This is a genomic window from Paenibacillus etheri, assembly GCF_001012825.1.
GTDB lineage: Bacteria > Bacillota > Bacilli > Paenibacillales > Paenibacillaceae > Paenibacillus_AQ > Paenibacillus_AQ etheri.
Genome location: NZ_LCZJ02000014.1, coordinates 64404 through 80757 on the forward strand (window position 1 = coordinate 64404; position 16354 = coordinate 80757).

At 45.2% G+C, this 16354-nt stretch carries 14 protein-coding genes; 11 read left to right on the forward strand and 3 right to left on the reverse strand.

The annotated features are described in order from the left end of the window. Positions 1-189: 189 nt before the first annotated feature. Positions 190-2640: a leucine--tRNA ligase gene (gene leuS / locus UQ64_RS02400; protein ID WP_060621934.1), complete on the forward strand. Its 2451-nt coding sequence runs from the start codon at positions 190-192 to the stop codon at positions 2638-2640. Between the two features lie 59 nt (positions 2641-2699). Here leuS and comER read toward each other — a convergent pair whose 3' ends face one another. After that, positions 2700-3551: a late competence protein ComER gene (gene comER, locus UQ64_RS02405; protein ID WP_060621935.1), complete on the reverse strand. Its 852-nt coding sequence runs from the start codon at positions 3549-3551 to the stop codon at positions 2700-2702. Between the two features lie 186 nt (positions 3552-3737). On the opposite strand from comER, the gene UQ64_RS02410 reads away from it, so the two are divergent. The 5 genes from UQ64_RS02410 (at position 3738) to UQ64_RS02430 (ending at position 9524) form a co-directional block, all read left to right on the forward strand. Beyond that, positions 3738-4355 carry a ComEA family DNA-binding protein gene (locus UQ64_RS02410; RefSeq protein WP_060621936.1) on the forward strand — a complete coding sequence of 206 codons (618 nt, stop codon included), beginning with the start codon at positions 3738-3740 and terminating at the stop codon, positions 4353-4355. A gap of 116 nt (positions 4356-4471) precedes the next feature. Beyond that, a complete protein-coding gene (locus tag UQ64_RS02415; protein WP_060621937.1) occupies positions 4472-4990 on the forward strand; it encodes a deoxycytidylate deaminase in 519 nt (172 codons plus the stop codon). Between the two features lie 117 nt (positions 4991-5107). Further along, a complete protein-coding gene (locus UQ64_RS02420; protein WP_060621938.1) occupies positions 5108-7786 on the forward strand; it encodes a ComEC/Rec2 family competence protein in 2679 nt (892 codons plus the stop codon). Between the two features lie 78 nt (positions 7787-7864). Beyond that, the gene (locus tag UQ64_RS02425; RefSeq protein ID WP_060621939.1) at positions 7865-8434 is read left to right on the forward strand and encodes a hypothetical protein; all 570 of its coding nucleotides are present in this window, start codon (positions 7865-7867) and stop codon (positions 8432-8434) included. Between the two features lie 73 nt (positions 8435-8507). Continuing rightward, complete coding sequence (locus UQ64_RS02430) at positions 8508-9524, forward strand: LacI family DNA-binding transcriptional regulator (protein WP_060621940.1); 1017 nt, start codon at positions 8508-8510, stop codon at positions 9522-9524. A 94-nt stretch (positions 9525-9618) separates the two neighbouring features. On the opposite strand, the gene UQ64_RS02435 is transcribed toward UQ64_RS02430, so the two are convergent. Continuing rightward, complete coding sequence (locus UQ64_RS02435) at positions 9619-10563, reverse strand: sugar kinase (protein WP_060621941.1); 945 nt, start codon at positions 10561-10563, stop codon at positions 9619-9621. Between the two features lie 344 nt (positions 10564-10907). Between UQ64_RS02435 and UQ64_RS02440 the strand changes: the two genes are divergently transcribed. The 5 genes from UQ64_RS02440 to holA all read left to right on the forward strand — a co-directional run bounded on the left by UQ64_RS02440 (position 10908) and on the right by holA (position 15475). Beyond that, positions 10908-11549 (forward strand): bifunctional 2-keto-4-hydroxyglutarate aldolase/2-keto-3-deoxy-6-phosphogluconate aldolase, encoded by a 642-nt coding sequence (locus UQ64_RS02440; RefSeq protein ID WP_042130419.1) that lies wholly within the window; start codon positions 10908-10910, stop codon positions 11547-11549. Between the two features lie 178 nt (positions 11550-11727). Then, a complete protein-coding gene (locus UQ64_RS02445; protein ID WP_156417427.1) occupies positions 11728-12015 on the forward strand; it encodes a hypothetical protein in 288 nt (95 codons plus the stop codon). A 363-nt stretch (positions 12016-12378) separates the two neighbouring features. Beyond that, on the forward strand, positions 12379-12927 hold the full coding sequence (locus tag UQ64_RS02450) for an RNA polymerase sigma factor (protein WP_036677530.1): 549 nt from the start codon (positions 12379-12381) through the stop codon (positions 12925-12927). Beyond that, positions 12924-14177: a zf-HC2 domain-containing protein gene (locus UQ64_RS02455; protein ID WP_060621943.1), complete on the forward strand. Its 1254-nt coding sequence runs from the start codon at positions 12924-12926 to the stop codon at positions 14175-14177. Before UQ64_RS02450 ends, UQ64_RS02455 begins: the two co-directional genes overlap by 4 nt. A gap of 278 nt (positions 14178-14455) precedes the next feature. Next, the gene (gene holA / locus UQ64_RS02460) at positions 14456-15475 is read left to right on the forward strand and encodes a DNA polymerase III subunit delta (RefSeq protein WP_060621944.1); all 1020 of its coding nucleotides are present in this window, start codon (positions 14456-14458) and stop codon (positions 15473-15475) included. A 316-nt stretch (positions 15476-15791) separates the two neighbouring features. Here the strand turns inward: holA and rpsT are convergent, their stop codons facing one another. Beyond that, positions 15792-16064, reverse strand: coding sequence for a 30S ribosomal protein S20 (gene rpsT, locus UQ64_RS02465; protein ID WP_060621945.1), 273 nt, complete (start codon positions 16062-16064; stop codon positions 15792-15794). Positions 16065-16354: the final 290 nt, after the last annotated feature.

Genomic DNA, 16354 nt, shown 5'->3' on the forward strand with positions numbered 1-16354 from the left:
TCTCGTCCCTAGCGATAATACGCTAGGGATGGGAGGTTTTTTTGTGAATATAAGAGGGTATAGGTTTCACGAAATACTTCATGTCTTATATTTCTCGCATAAACGACGCTAATTGTCCTTATAAGGACAGGGACGCATTTATGCTAGCTTAAGAAAACTAAGTAGTTACACTCCAAGGAGGAGCAGACAATGAGCGATAATCAAACAAACAGTATACCTGCCGGCGGTTACCGGGCGCAGGCTATTGAGCCTAAGTGGCAAAAGTTCTGGGATGAGAACAAAAGTTTCAAGACAGGTGAAGATTCAACCAAACCGAATTTCTATGCACTGGATATGTTCCCGTACCCTTCAGGTGCAGGACTGCACGTAGGTCATCCAGAAGGCTACACAGCAACGGATATCGTATCCCGTTACAAACGGATGCGCGGTTTTAACGTGCTGCACCCAATGGGCTGGGATGCTTTTGGACTTCCTGCAGAGCAGTATGCGATGGATACGGGTCAGCATCCGCGTGATTTTACAGATAAGAACATCGATAATTTCCGTCGTCAGATCAAATCGCTGGGTTTCTCCTACGACTGGGATCGCGAGATCAGCACTACAGATCCAGATTATTACAAATGGACGCAGTGGATTTTCATCCAGTTGTACAACAAAGGCTTGGCTTATGTAGCAGAAGTACCTGTTAACTGGTGCGAGGCACTGGGTACAGTACTTGCCAACGAAGAAGTTATTGATGGTAAAAGTGAGCGTGGAGGACATCCGGTCGTTCGTAAACCGATGCGTCAGTGGATTCTGAGAATTACTGAATACGCTGAGCGTCTGCTTGAAGATCTGGAAGAGCTGGATTGGTCTGAGAGTATTAAGGATATGCAGCGCAACTGGATCGGCAAATCCACAGGTGCAGAGGTGAACTTTGAAATTGAAGGTCACGACGCTAGCCTGACCGTGTTTACAACACGTCCAGATACATTGTTCGGAGCGAGCTACTGCGTATTGGCACCGGAGCATGAACTGGTTGATGCCATTACAACAGAAGAACAACGTGCAGCGATTGCAGAATATCGTGTGAAAGCTTCCCATAAGAGCGATCTTGAACGTACAGATTTGGCTAAAGAGAAGAGCGGTGTATTCACGGGTGCGTATGCAATCAATCCTGTGAATGGCGCTAAGGCACCGATCTGGATTGCAGATTATGTACTTGCTGGATATGGAACGGGTGCGATCATGGCGGTTCCAGGTCACGATACGCGCGACTGGGAATTTGCTAAACAATTCGGCCTGAATATCGTGGAAGTCGTGCAAGGTGGCAACGTTGAAGAAGAGGCGTATTCCGGAGACGGACCGCATGTTAATTCTGAATTCTTGAACGGACTTAAGAATGAAGAAGCGATTGCGAAGATGATTGCTTGGCTGGAAGAGAAGGGTGTAGGTAAAGGTAAAGTAACCTATCGTCTGCGTGATTGGCTGTTCAGCCGTCAACGCTACTGGGGAGAGCCGATTCCAATTCTGCATCTGGAAGACGGTACAATGAAGACTGTTCCGGTTGATCAGCTGCCGCTGGTACTGCCTGATGTAGATGCGATCAAGCCTTCGGGTACTGGGGAGTCTCCACTTGCGAATGTAACAGAGTGGGTAGAAACAATCGACCCTGAGACAGGTATGAAGGCTCGCCGTGAGACGAATACCATGCCGCAATGGGCGGGCAGCTGCTGGTACTACCTGCGTTATATTGATCCGAAAAACGATCAAGAGCTGTGCTCCCAAGAGAAGCAAAAAGCATGGCTTCCAGTGGATCTGTACATTGGTGGAGCGGAGCATGCCGTACTTCACTTGCTCTATGCACGTTTCTGGCACAAAGTGCTTTATGATATCGGCGTAGTGGAAACGAAAGAGCCTTTCCATAAGCTGGTTAACCAAGGCATGATTCTTGGAAATAATAATGAAAAAATGAGTAAATCACGCGGAAATGTCATCAACCCTGATGAGATTGTTGAAGCTTTCGGTGCAGATACGCTTCGCGTGTATGAAATGTTTATGGGCCCTCTGGAGGCAACCAAGCCTTGGAATGAAAAGGGTGTTGAAGGGGTTCACCGTTTCTTGTCCCGTGTATGGCGTCTGTTCGTGAATGAGGAAGGTAAGCTCAATTCCAAAATCACAGCAGATGGCGGTACGGAAGAGTTCAAACGTACTTGGCACAAAACGATTAAGAAAGTCACTGACGATTTCGAGCATCTGCGTTTCAATACAGCGATTAGTCAGTTGATGATTTTCATTAACGATGCTTACAAGCAAGAAACGTTGTCCCATGAAGCTGCTGAACACTTTGTACAAATGTTGTCGCCACTGGCGCCGCATATTGCTGAAGAGCTGTGGCAACTGCTCGGTCATGAAGGAAGCATTAGCTACGTGGCTTGGCCAACTTATGATGAAGCATGGACAGTTGATGCTGAGGTTGAAATCGTTATTCAGGTTAATGGTAAAATCGTACAACGCGCACTGATTCCGCTGGATATGGGTCAGGAAGAAATGCAAGCTCATGCGCTGTCACTCCCTAATGTGAGTGCAGCTGTAGAAGGTAAAACCGTACGCAAGATTATTGCAGTTCCTGGCAAGCTTGTAAATATTGTAGTGGGTTAAGCGAAGAACGCAATTCTGCCCGCAGCATCGGAGAAATCCGTGCTGCGGGCTTTGTTGTTCTAGCGCTCTTTAGGACCTTGATTAATAGTGTCATGTCCGAATAGCTCATCAAGCTTAGTGACATCCTCATCATATTTATCATGTGTAGTCGTGATGAGACGTTCAAATACACCTTCCAGACTGATACGCAAGTGGTTTAACGCTTCGGCGGTAATGCCGCCACGAACAGCAACCCGGTCTTGAAGCTCTTGCGGGGTAAACTCTCCTTCTGTCAGTAGTTTGCCTGTTCCAAGCAGCATCTCACCAGCAAGTCGGCTGATTAATGTCTCTTCAATTCCAGTGGCCTCTACTGCTGCTTCAATCCAGCGCTCAATGAAATAGCTTAAGAACGCAGGCCCACAGCTGGAGAAATCAGAAGCGATTCGGGTGTGTGCTTCTTGGATTTCCAAGGGAACACCTATGAAAGACAACAGCTGTAGCAGTACAAGCCTGTCTTCTTTATTAAGCCTGCTGCCAAATATGCACAGTGAAGTCCCACTCTTGACGCAGTGCGTAATGCTTGGGATGATCTTGGCAATTTTGGACGGCAAAGCGGATTCCAGATGATGCAATTGAACTGGACTTGTAATGGATACGACGATTTGCTCTCTCCGGAGACATGAGCCGATCTCATCTGTTAATGTTTTAAATTCAAGTGGCTTTACGCATAAAAAAACGATATCACTTCCTAGCGCTGTCTCCCTATTGCTTCCGCAAATGGTAATGCCGGGGTGACGCTTCTCAAGCTCCAGCAGCTTGTTCAGGCTGCGGTTGCTGGCGAGTACATCACACGGTTCTAGCGCTCCGGAAGAAAGAAAGGCGTCGATCAGCAGGCTGCCCATGCTGCCAGTTCCGATAAATCCTACTTTCACCTGTGGTTCCTCCTTTCTAGCATTGCTTTTAACTAACTGACATGAATTCTCTTCGTTATATGTATGCAGGATAGCCTTGGACAAATGACAGGTTTTGTATGAATTATTAAAGGGAATTCCAATTAAAGGAATGTATGAAGATTCACAAAAAAGTATAGGACGAATTTTCTTGAGGAGGAGTGCATTTTGAATAAAGGGAATATAGTGCTTGGAGTGATTGTAGTTCTACTGGGTGGTGGGCTGCTATGGTCTGCAGGGAGCAAGGGGGATTCCGGCATTGCCGGATGGGAAACCTTGAATGGAAACATGGAACAAGCGATTGGAGTCTCTGATCTTTCAGAGCAGACTGAAGACGCTGGGAAGTCTAAAGATGATCAGAAAGTTAAGGATGCTGTACAAGTGGATCAAGCAGTTCCAACTCCAGCAAATGAAAAGGGGGCGACAGTTGCTGGGCAGAATGCTGCGGGGAGTGGAACGAAGTCTGGAGGCCAAACGCAAACCTTGACAGAGAGCAATACGCCGGCAGGTGTAGAAGGTCAAACTCCAGCAGGAGATTCAACAGTTGTGTCTACGGGGGCGCTGGAAGTTACCGCACCAGTTGCTTCACAGGAAGGTAAAATAAATGTGAACACAGCGGGTGCTAAGGAACTGATGGATCTCCCAGGCATCGGAGAGAAAAAAGCTCAGGCGATAATCGATTACCGCAATCGTGAAGGGGCTTTTCGCAGTCTATCAGATTTGGGGAAGGTGAAGGGGATCGGGCCCAAAATGCTGGAAAAGTTAAAGCCTTTAGTAATATTTTGAAGATAAAAAAGGTATTGAATGTACTGTTGAATGTGCTACAACCGTTGTCCTAGTGAAAACTTGCGGGGATGTGCTACAATAGTTAACAACTATTTAGAAGGATATGGAGATTGATTATGACTGCTGCTTATCGTAAAGACTGGGATACTTATTTTATGGATATTGCCTGCATGGTCTCAACTCGTTCACGCTGCAATCGTCGACATGTAGGTGCTGTGCTGGTGCAAGGCAAGAAGCTGCTTGGTACCGCGTACAACGGGGCGCCAATGGGCGTACCTGATTGCTCGGAGGCAGGTTGTATGCTCTCGGAGCAATATGAGATGGAGATCGTGGACGGCGTAGAGACAATGGTGAAGAAACAGCGCTGTATTCGCACGATTCATGCGGAACAGAATCTTTTGCTATTTACAGACCGGGTCGATCGGGAAGGCAGTACCGTTTATGTGACGGATGAGCCTTGCTGGACCTGCGCTAATATGCTGGCGAACAGTGGTATAGTGGAAATCGTGTATTACCGACCTTACCGTAAGGATATGGAAAAGGTTGAAGCGATGATGGCTGCCAAGGGTATCATTTTTCGCCAATTGGAGAATTATGAGCCGCCGAGTGAAACGATGATCAAAGTGTCGGAATAGCTGTTCTGTACAACATCAATTTAATAAGATGACTTGAGGAAGAACCTCTCGTGCGCTTTTGTGGCGTATGCAGAGGTTCTTTTTTTGTACCCAGTATTGTGAAAGGGGGATAGGAGTGTGAAGGAAAGACCTTTGTTAAGCTTTACGGTATGCTGGGTGGCTGGAAGCGCAGCGGCTTGCTTATCCTCAGGGAATGGACTGCTGCTCACGTGGGCTGGATTAATATTTTTACTGGTGAGTCTGAGGGTGTGGGGAACAATGAGCTGGAAATACATAGCCGTGTTGTGTTTGTCCATTTCATTAGCAAATGGATATTGGGAGTGGAACGAAGCTCGTAACATTAGCGGAATTCCTGAAGCACTAGATGGCACGATTGCAGAACTGAATGAGAGTTCGGTGGAAGCAAGAGGTACGATCGTTTCCGTGGTGGAACGGGACGGGGATCGGGTTGATTTTATAATGAAGCTCTCACATATGAACCTGCTTGCAGAGGAGGATGAGAAAGCATCTGATCCTGTGGATGAGAAGGACGAAAGAATGCAGGGGGAGCTAATCGCGGTACAGATCAAACTTCTGGCCGAGCAAGAAATTGCTGTTGCTGCGGAGTGGCGAAGAGGGGATGAGGTGCTGCTTAATGGCGTGCTGGAAGAGCCGGTAGTCGCGCGTAATTTTGGAAGCTTCGATTATCGTGCCTATTTACATACGAAGAAGATTCATTGGCTTTTGAAGGGACAGGGAGCGGAAAATGTGAGGGCAACCGTGCCAGATTCATGGAGTCCGTTAACGATTTTTCGTTTAAATGACAGCGCGCGGACGGTCCTTGGGGCAGAGCTGGATCAACTTTTTCAAGAACGTCACTCTGGATATATGAAGGGCTTAATCATCGGGATGCAGGATGATCTCGATCCGGATACCTTTAAGCAGTTCTCGCAGCTCGGTTTGACGCATATTCTCGCCATTTCAGGTATGCATGTAGCGGTATATGTAGGCGTTCTTTTATTTCTGTTCAGGCGCTTACGCCTGACAAAAGAGACCTCGCTAACGCTCACCTTCATACTCGTTCCTATATACGTCCTCTTGTCAGGTGCGGGGCCGTCCATTGTGCGGGCGGGGCTGATGAGTATGATTGCCTTGCTTGCTGCACGAGTTGGGATGCTGAAGGATGGACTGAATATTTTGGCGGCATCGGCACTGGTTATGTTGATCTGGAATCCCTATATGCTCCTCAGTGTCAGCTTCCAGCTGTCTTTTCTGGTGACCTTAGGGTTGATGGTCTACGTTCCGCTTATGAATCCTCTTCTAAGTATTCTGCCACGCTGGCTTAAAGGTGCCGTCTCTGTGACTCTAGTAGCTCAGTTGGTCTCGTTTCCGCTGACCATTTATTATTTTAATCAGTTTTCGCTGCTGTCCTTTGTCGCTAATTTGGTCTTTGTGCCTTTTATTACTTTTGTAGTATTACCGCTAGGGACGCTTGCGCTATTGCTTGGACGACTGTGGGAAGATGCCGCAAAAGTACTGGCACATGTTACGGAGCTGCTGAATAACTTTACTTTCTACGCTGTGGAGTGGATCAATGGATATGCTGGTGGAGTTTTGATTTGGCGCTCGCCCTCGCTGCTGTGGATCGGGATGTACTATGTTTTGTTGTATGGTCTGCTGTATGTTGCCAAGCTAAGAAAGGAAGCTCGTTCTGCACCGCAGTACATGGAGGACGAGACGAGACCATTAGCTGAGGTAGGTTTACCTGTGAACAGTCACGGCGGATTTGGGAGAGTGGGGAATGCACAGTTTGCTTTTGGTGCTTCCATGGTTGGACGATGGAGCGGAGCGATTCTTCTACTATTGTTAGTTGGACTGGGGATGTTGCTGTATAGGGGTTATCAGTCGGATGGTCAGGCAGGTAGAGGTACGATTAGTTATCTGGATATCGGACAAGGCGATAGCATTCTCATTACTACACCGAGTGGAGCCCATATTCTAGTGGACGGTGGAGGAACTTTAAACTTTGGCCAAAAAGAAGAGTGGCGCGTTCGCCGAAGTCCGTTCGAGGTTGGAGCTAAAGTGCTGGTGCCCTTGCTTAAAAAACGTGGCATCCACCGTTTAGATGCGATTATTTTGACACATGGAGATCAGGATCATGCCGGAGGACTCCAAGCCGTTTTGGAAGAGATTCCTGTTTCGGCGTTGCTTTTTAATGGGACAATAGTTGATCGCGAGTTTTATATGGAGATGATGAGGACTGCACTGGAGAGGGATGTTCAGCTGTATGCTGTGAATCAAGGAATGACCCTTTCCCCGGATGACAAGACGGAGCTGTCCTTTTTGTGGCCAGAGGAAAGGGGCGGAGAAGCGTCGGGTACTCCTTATCAGAATGGCATTCCTCTACTGGAAGAGCAGAACCACGATTCGGTAGCTTTTCGCTTAGAGATGAATGGTAGGAACTTTCTATTCACTGGAGATATGGATCTGGAAGCTGAAGAGGAGATTGTACAGCTAGCCCGGCAAAAAGGGATCAGCGCTGAACCTGGCATTGATGTGCTGAAGGTGGCTCATCACGGGAGCAAAACATCCACTGGCGAAGATTGGTTAGAATTCTGGCAGCCTGCAGCAGCGGTGATTTCAGCGGGTGTTAATAATCTCTATGGCCACCCGAAAGCTGAGGTGCTGGAGCGATTGCAAGATCACCAGGCAGCTATATTCCGGACAGATCAGCAGGGGGAGATACAGATGCGGGTACGGACGGAGGGGATTAAAGTGAGATATAAGTTGGGGGAGGCATTGCACTTTGTGCAATAGAACTATAAAGCCCCCTAATCACTTTGGACACTTACAGACTAAGCATAATACAATAAACTTAGCTGGAGGTACCTGACGGTGCTATCGGCTTCTTCGGCTACTAGGATATATACATTTCCGCTTTATGCGGGAGGAGCAAGTACTTATCGTTATCTGAGTGGGGTTTTTGGAGCAGGAGATTATGTCCAGTTAACTTCCTACAAAAAGACGCTTGGTGTAGGTATATATGAGGATGGTCAGTTTTCGATGCTTAATGTTAAAAAAGCAGCGGCAGGGGAAAATGTGGTTCCGATCGCGCTTAAATCCTTTGACGATACACTTTTAGAATACAAGTCAATAATTGCTGTAGATAAGGAGCATGAGCAACTCGTACTTAGTTACTTAGAATATGCAGGGGATAAAAAGTACAAAGAGAAAACCGTACTTTATGATATGGAGACCATGAGCATTCCGACACCTGTTATAGCAATTGGGTTTAAAGAGATTACAGGGCAAGCATTAATCATGGATTATAAAGTGGGCGGGGAACAACGTAAAGCGGATATTCTTCTGAAAAATGGATTGGGGTGGCTGATTGAGAATTGGGCTTTTTTATCGGAAGAGCAACAAAATAAGCTTTATATGGATTATTTGAATTCTACTCCTTAGTAGATAATTCACCCAATAAAAGCTATACTTTTTGATAAAGTAATTTTCTTTTGAGAAGAGTGGAGCCGAAGCGATGAAGAAGTTAACGATTGATGATGTGGCTCAAAAAGCGGGAGTGTCGAAGAGTACGGTCTCTCAATTTTTGAACAAACGTTTTAAATATATGAGTGAAGCGACGAAAAATCGGATCGAGGCTGTGATCGAGGAGCTTAATTATCAACCGAATGGACTTGCGCGCAGTCTGAAACAGAATCGGACGCATATGGTCGGAATCATCGTTGCTAATATCGATTATTCGCTGTCTATCCAGTGTATCCGGGCGATCGAGAACGAACTGCAGCAACACGGAATCCAAGTGATCATATGCAATGCCGATGAGAATGCGGAAAAAGAAAGCAAGTACGTCGAAACCTTAGTCGCCCGCCAGGTGGACGGTTTGATTATTTTTCCGACGGGGAACAATCCATCTGCTTACAGCCGACTGATTGAGGCCGATTTTCCGCTAGTGTTTATGGATCGGTTGGTAGATGGAATCACCACGCAGAGTTTGTTGCTCGACAATGAAATGGCGGCCAAGATAGGTGTGGGACAGCTAACTCAGCAAGGGCATGAGCGAATTGCGCTAGTGTCCCTACCGTTAGGTGAGCATGCCATTACCCCTCGTAAAGAGCGGATCAGTGGTTATAAAAAGGCGATGGAAGAAGCGGGACTAACGCTGCGTGAAGAGTATATTTGCAGTGTGCCAAAAGAAGAATTAGCTACAGGTCTGAAGCGCCTTTTAGTGTTGCCGGAACCTCCGACAGCGTTATTGGCTACGAATGATATCACGTTAGCTGAGATCCTGAAATATGCGAATCGAAATGCCATCGCTATTCCGGAACAATTGTCTGTCATCGGTATAGATGATGCGGAGTTCGCGCAAATTTATAATCCAGTCATAACGACGATTCGTCAGCCTGCTTATGAAATGGGCATGCAAGCTGCTAAGATTATGCTCTCTAGTATCGAGGATAAGGGCGCTTCCGTTCCTATCACCTATCGTTTCCCCCCGACCTTGCAACAAGGGCAGTCCGTGAAGTCTTATAAATAAGCATAGCCTATAAAAATATAAAAAAATGCCGTTCCACAGTTCAACTGTGAGACGGCATTTTTTAATGATTAGACTCAAATCTATTTGCTTAAACCTACTGCTGCATAAACTTCGTAAGCTCGTCACGGGTCGGAAGTCCATCCATATCGCCAGGCGACATGACGGCTAACGCACCGATCGCATTGCCACGTTTGACGGCCTCGGCAATCGGAAGTTTTTCCAGCATCGCACTGATTACACCAACGGCAAAGCCATCTCCTGCACCTACGGTATCAACGACCTGCTCTACCTTAAATCCGTCTACATAACCTTCTCCTTTAGAGGATTTATAGTAAGCGCCTTCAGGTCCGAGCTTGATGACGACTAAGCTGACGCCACGCGCCAGATAATAGTCCGCAATCTCTTCTGGTGTTCTTAGACCTGTAAGAATCTTACCTTCACCGAGTCCTGGAAGGAACCAATCACAGCGTGTAGCCAGATCATTGATTGTGTTCACCATCGTTTCCGTATCTGGCCATAAGCTAGGGCGCAGGTTTGGGTCAAGGGAGACAGTCTTTCCTTGTCTCTTCATAAATTCCATAGCATGAATAGAGAACTCATGACAGCTCTTGGATAAGGCGGCGGAGATACTTGTTACGTGTAAATGTCCTGCAGCATTAAAGTATGCCTCGTCAAAATCAACCAGACTTAGCTTGGAAGCCGCAGAATTTTTCCGGAAGTATTCGACTTTAGGATCGCCAGTAACAACCTTCGATTTGATTAACATACCTGTTGAATGTTCTTTAGTAAAAGTAATGTTGTCGGTATCAATGTTCTCTTTCTTCATTGCTTGAGCAATGAAATGGCCAAAGTTATCTTCGCCAAGCTTCGTAACATAACCTGTAGGATGATTTAAGCGTGATAAGCCTGTAGCTACATTGCTCTCAGCACCTGCCAACGCTTTGGAGAACGAAAATACTTCATGCAGGGGACCCGTTTCATTCGCATAAAACATCGCCATCGGCTCCCCGAAAGTGACGGCATCCAGCTGTTTACTCATTTGAGTTCCTCCTAGGGTAATGAATTTATCCCAGTATAATGATGTGTAACTTGAAATTATCACATAAATCGGTTTTGTACAATAAAAGAATGATTTTTAATCTGAATTATGTTTTGGATAAAAGAAAAAGAATAACGAATAAAACCTTATTATAAAAGGGTTTAATGATCTTTTTTATAAATTAATATCTCTATATTCAGAAATATGTATTGACTGTTTACCGTATTGTTATTACTATCTGATTATAGATTAAATCGTAATGATTAGTAAATTTAATAAAAAAGTTTATCTAAATTAGTATTTATATTCATCTATGATCGTACCAAGAGAAAGGGAGTCTACTGATGAAGAAAATGAAAGTATTGCAGAATGTGGCGTCCGTTGGAGTTGTAGCCGTTATTCGTGCTGATAGTGCTGAGGAAGCTTTTAAAATGTCCGTTGCTTGTATCGAAGGCGGTTTGAATAATATTGAGGTAACCTTCACGACTCCGGATGCGGATGTGGCGATTAAACGATTGGTTGCGGAGTACGGAGATCGTGCAGTGATTGGAGCAGGGACTGTACTTGATCCATTAACGGCGAGAATAGCTATTCTTGCAGGCTCAGAATTTGTGGTCAGTCCCTCTTTTGAAGCAGAGACAGCTAAAATGTGTAATCTTTATGGTATTCCGTACATGCCTGGATGCATGACATTAAATGAAATGAAGGAAGCCTTGAAGTTTGGTGTGGATGTGCTTAAGCTGTTCCCTGGCAGTGCGTTTGGTCCGGATTATGTGAAGGCGGTTAAAGGCCCAATGCCGCATGTGAACATTATGCCAACAGGTGGCGTGGATCTGAATAATATGGAGAAGTGGATTGCAAACGGCTGTATAGCCGTAGGCATCGGGGGGAATTTGACTGCACCGGCAAAGGATGGCCGATACGATCAGATTACCGATCTTGCAGCTCAGTATGTGGCGAAGTTTAAAGAGGTAAAAGGGATTTAATTCTTTCTTAATTTCGAACAGATAGATTTATTGAAGGTTGTATAGCTGACGAATGTCAGTCATACAGCCTTTTTGTATACTTATTATTGGCTAATCACATTTTCTTACATTATATGTATTCACAAAGTATAGAATGAGGACAAAGGCAATAAACTATAAAGTAGAAGAGTTGTGACGTTTGACTGACGTCTTTAATGGAATGGTTTATTATCGGACCGGGAGTGAGTATATGCCTGCTTATCATGATAAAAAGCTGTATCAAGCAGCTGATGAAGAGGATGCCGAATACGTAGGAATTGAGTTGGGATTCCATGGCTGTAAGGTGACGGAAGGCCAGATCTATAGATTAGAGCGAAATTATAATAACCCTCATATTTTTGAGAATGGAGAGGCGTATGTTGTGGATGATGAAACTAGGGACAACTACGCAGTGTTCATGCTCTGCAAGATTGTATTATATAAATAGAGTTATGTGCTCAATTTTGAGGTTACTGACGGCTTCTTTTCCGATAGGAGAATAAGCCGTTTCTGTTGGAAATGGGGGATAATTCTTACCTAAACGCTTGCTGTCCTTATAGGGATGCTGAGGGCGTTTATACTTGTGTCATTTTTGTTATAAAGTTATCCAAAAGAGTATTTGAATGATTGAAGTTTCCCCTGTATGCTTAGTAGGAATTATAGATCGTGATATGTGCGATAGCGCCATATAAAAGATGGCTTAACATGACGTTCTAAGAAAAGTTTGGTATTCTAAAAATATTAATTACAGGGTTGCAACAAATTCGCAGTCTTGCGCGTCAGTAAGATTGCATAGAGAGGGGGAACCTTCGTGGTGGAGCAGGGACTCATCAGAGCCGCTCAAGCGGGCGATCGCGACGCTCTAATCACCCTATTGCGAGAAATTGAAGGGCATGTTTATAAGACCGCCTTCTACATTTTGCATAATGAACAAGATGCACTGGATGCATCTCAGGAGGCCTTGATCCGGGTTTATACCAAAATCGGTTCATATGAGGAAAAGGCACAGTTCAAAACGTGGGTTCAGCGAATCGTTACCAATATTTGCATTGATAAATTCAGAAGAACTAAACCTACAGTTTCTATTGATGAACATGAAATGGTGTTTCAGGATAAACACAATGTGGAACGCGAAGTTCTATCCTCTTATTTAGCTGAGGATATACGTGAAGCGATTGATCAATTGCCTGAGCATCATCGGACAGTTATCGTCCTGCGTTATTTACAAGATTTTTCTTACAACGAGATTGCAGACTGCCTGGATTTACCTTTGAATACAGTGAAATCTTACCTGTTTAGGGCCAGGCAGCAACTGCAGAATAGACTTCAGGAGTACCAGAAAGGTGGTGTATCGGGATGAAATGCGCGGAGGTGATGGAATGGATGCACCGCTATTTAGACAAAGATTTGAGCCAAGATGAGATTGTTGAAATGTTCCGTCATATCGATAATTGTCCTTCCTGCGCGGAAGTCTTTGAACGTCTGACGCTTCTCTCCAATGAATTGGAGCAGTTGCCAGACGTGAACCCCCCGTTTAGTCTGGTTGACTCTATTTTACCTCAGCTTGCAGAATTGGATCGGAGCAGTCGTGAACAAAGCGCTGTGAGAACCGAGGAACCAGTTGTAGTTCCATTTTCACGCGAAAGCTCCCGCGGTAAATCTTCCAAGGGAACCTCTATAGCAACACGGACAGGCATTGGAGCTATCGCAGCTGCTGTAATATTAGGGATCGCTATTTTTAATATGCCGGATAAAATGCCTGGGGCAGAGGTAGAACAAATAATGCAGGATAGCAGTAAAGCGACCGGCGGTAGTGCTAATAATATGGCTATTGAATCGCAAGCTTTTACTTCTGCTAATTTAGATGAGGCTGCGCCTGCTAATGGCGGAACGGATTCCGGGGCTCTACCAGCTTCACCTGGTGCGAATGAGGATAACGCTGCATTAGATAGAGCGATGGGGCCGGTGGACCCTGCGTCGGTGCCGACTTCTCCAACAGAATCTAATGCTGGATCTGGAGGACGGTCGATACCAGAACCAACTAATGATGTGAAGCCCAATCCTACTGAGAAGATTATGACGCCGAAGTCGGATACTGTAACGAAGGTTCAAAATCCGGATACTAGTGCTGGCAGCAATGATCAGTCCAAAGCTGATAAGAAGGATCAACCTGCTTCTATAGATGAAGGGATCGCAGCTGATTCAGCGCTACTTACGGAGGAATCATTAAAGACTTCTGATGACTTCGGACGAGGCGTTATGGGTTTTAACATTTCTAATGATTCTAATGATTCTGATGTACAGACTTGGACTTCTCCTGATGGGCATTATGCGGTTGAGTTCGCTGGATTACAGCTTGTTATTTATAAGAATTCACCCGAAGGCTCAGTGGAAGATAGGATCGCAGTGACTTCTTATCCCTTAGAAGGAAATTGGATTTCTGGAGAATGGTCGGCGGATAGCTCGCAGTTCACTTATGTGACGGAGAAAGACGGTATTAATACTACCAAGGTGTACACTGTGCAAAAAGCAGGGATTACCTCTTCTACTCCAGTTGCGTCGCCATCGGCCACACCAGAGGGTACACCAACATCATCGTCAACAAATTGAATTGAGGCTGGAACATTTTTCGAAGTTTCAGAATATACTATAGCAACCGGACAGGAACTAGAGAGTATAGGAGTTGAAGAACATCGGTATGACCGTCGGATGGGAAGTTTCTAGGGCTTCTCACTCCTGCGTTTATATAGATGCGCCGCTTAAACGGAGGGGCTTTGGCCATGGCTGCCAGAGTTTCTCCGTTTTTGCATGTGCATTTATGTCGCTTTTTTTGCTACAATAGGAATCTGGGTAAATTGGGCTAGATGAATGGAAAAGGAAGTGGCGGAATGGATGCCAAAACGGCGATAAAAGAAATCAAACAAGGGAAAATCTCACCGTTGTACCTTCTGTACGGCAGTGAAAAATTTCGAATGAATGAATTCGCGGCATTGCTGGAAGACCAGCTGATTGCCAAAGAGGATCGCGATTTTGCGGTTATTCCCTTTGATCTCTCTGAGACGCCGGTGCAGGCTGTGGTAGAAGAAGCTGAGACTGTGCCCTTTATGGTAGAACGCAAATTATTGCTGGTGCGGGACGCATCGTTATTTACAGCGGGAAAAGAAAATGCCAAACTTGAGCATCGTATAGATATTTTAAGTGATTATTTGCAGCATCCTGTAGATTTCAGTGTGATTGTCTTTATGGTGAATAATGACAAGCTGGATGAGCGTAAGAAAATTGTGAAGACTGTTAAAGCGGCGGGTACGGTATTAGCTTTCAACCCGTTAGGAGCAGAAGAACTGCTGCGCTGGGTGGAGAAAGGGATTCGTGAGCGAGGTTGTACGATGGCGCCTGGCACCGCAGAGATTCTTATAACCAATGCAGGGACAGGTTTACAGGGCTTATCTGCGGAAATGGACAAGCTTTGTTTGTTCGCTGGTAAGGGAGGAACCGTAGACGCAGAAGCAGTAGAGAGTCTAGTGCATCGCGGAACGGAACAAAATGTGTTCACGCTTGTAGAGGATATCGCTAATTTACGTCTGGATAAGGCGCTTGATACGCTGTATGAGCTGTTGAAGCAGCGAGAAGAACCCATTAAGATTGCTGCGCTGATTGCGCGGCAGTTCCGAATTATTTTGCAGGTTAAGGATTTATCAGCACATAGTTATTCGCAAGGTCAAATTGCTTCGCAGATCGGACTTCATCCTTATGCAGTTAAGCTTGCAGGGGAGCAGGCTCACAAGTTCTCAAGTGAACGTCTGCGGCAAATTTTAAGTGCACTGGCTGATCTGGATTATAAGATGAAGACAGGAGCTATAGATAAAGTGCTGGGTCTGGAGCTGTTTATGCTGCGGCTTGCAGCCTAGTTTGAGCGGTTACTGTAGAAGATTGGGAAGTCACTCCTTAGCAGCTTGCTGCTATTCTCTATCGCTATGCAGGTAGTCCAGCGAATAGCGATAGTGATGTGCAACTTGCTAACTGGTAATGAATGCAGAGGCTTAATATAGGGGAATAATAAAAAGAGGAATAGATAAATATAAGGAGAGAAGAGTAAGTCCAGGTATATCACACTGGATTTGCTCTTTTTTATTACCTCGATTTGACGAGATAACTGGCACAAAAAAACCCAACCGTATGAAACATAGCGGTCAGGTTCTTCAATTGCTCATTATGAATGTCGTCCTAGGCTTGAGCCTTAAGAGCGTTCAATTTCTTCGCCAAGCGGGATTTTTTGCGGGAAGCCGCATTTTTATGAACCAGACCTTTAGTTACGGCCTTGTCCAGCTTTTTGGAAGCAGCTTGGAAAGCAGCTTGAGCAGTTTCAACTTCCGTACCTGTCAGTGCTACATCAGCAGTTTTCACAGCTGTACGAAGCGCGGATTTTTGGGAAGCATTCAGTGCACGGCGTTTTTCGTTCGTGTTTACGCGTTTAATCGCGGATTTAATATTTGGCATTGCATTCACCTCCTGTAAGACATTCGAAATCATTATCAAATGATTCACAACTTAAAATAGTTTAGCATGACCGGTAGTAAAAAGCAATACTTAAAGCTTTCAAATTAAACCATTTTAACCTGCATAAACAAGGGCTTTCTCTCGCACACTATCGACAAAAGAGCATAGGCAGAAGCTTGTAATTTGAGTTTTGCTCGAAGTAACTCAATGAAGTATATGCTTACAAAACTAAGTATCGCTTACGAAGCAAGTTTTGTTCGAAGTAACTCAAGGAAGTATATGCTTACAAA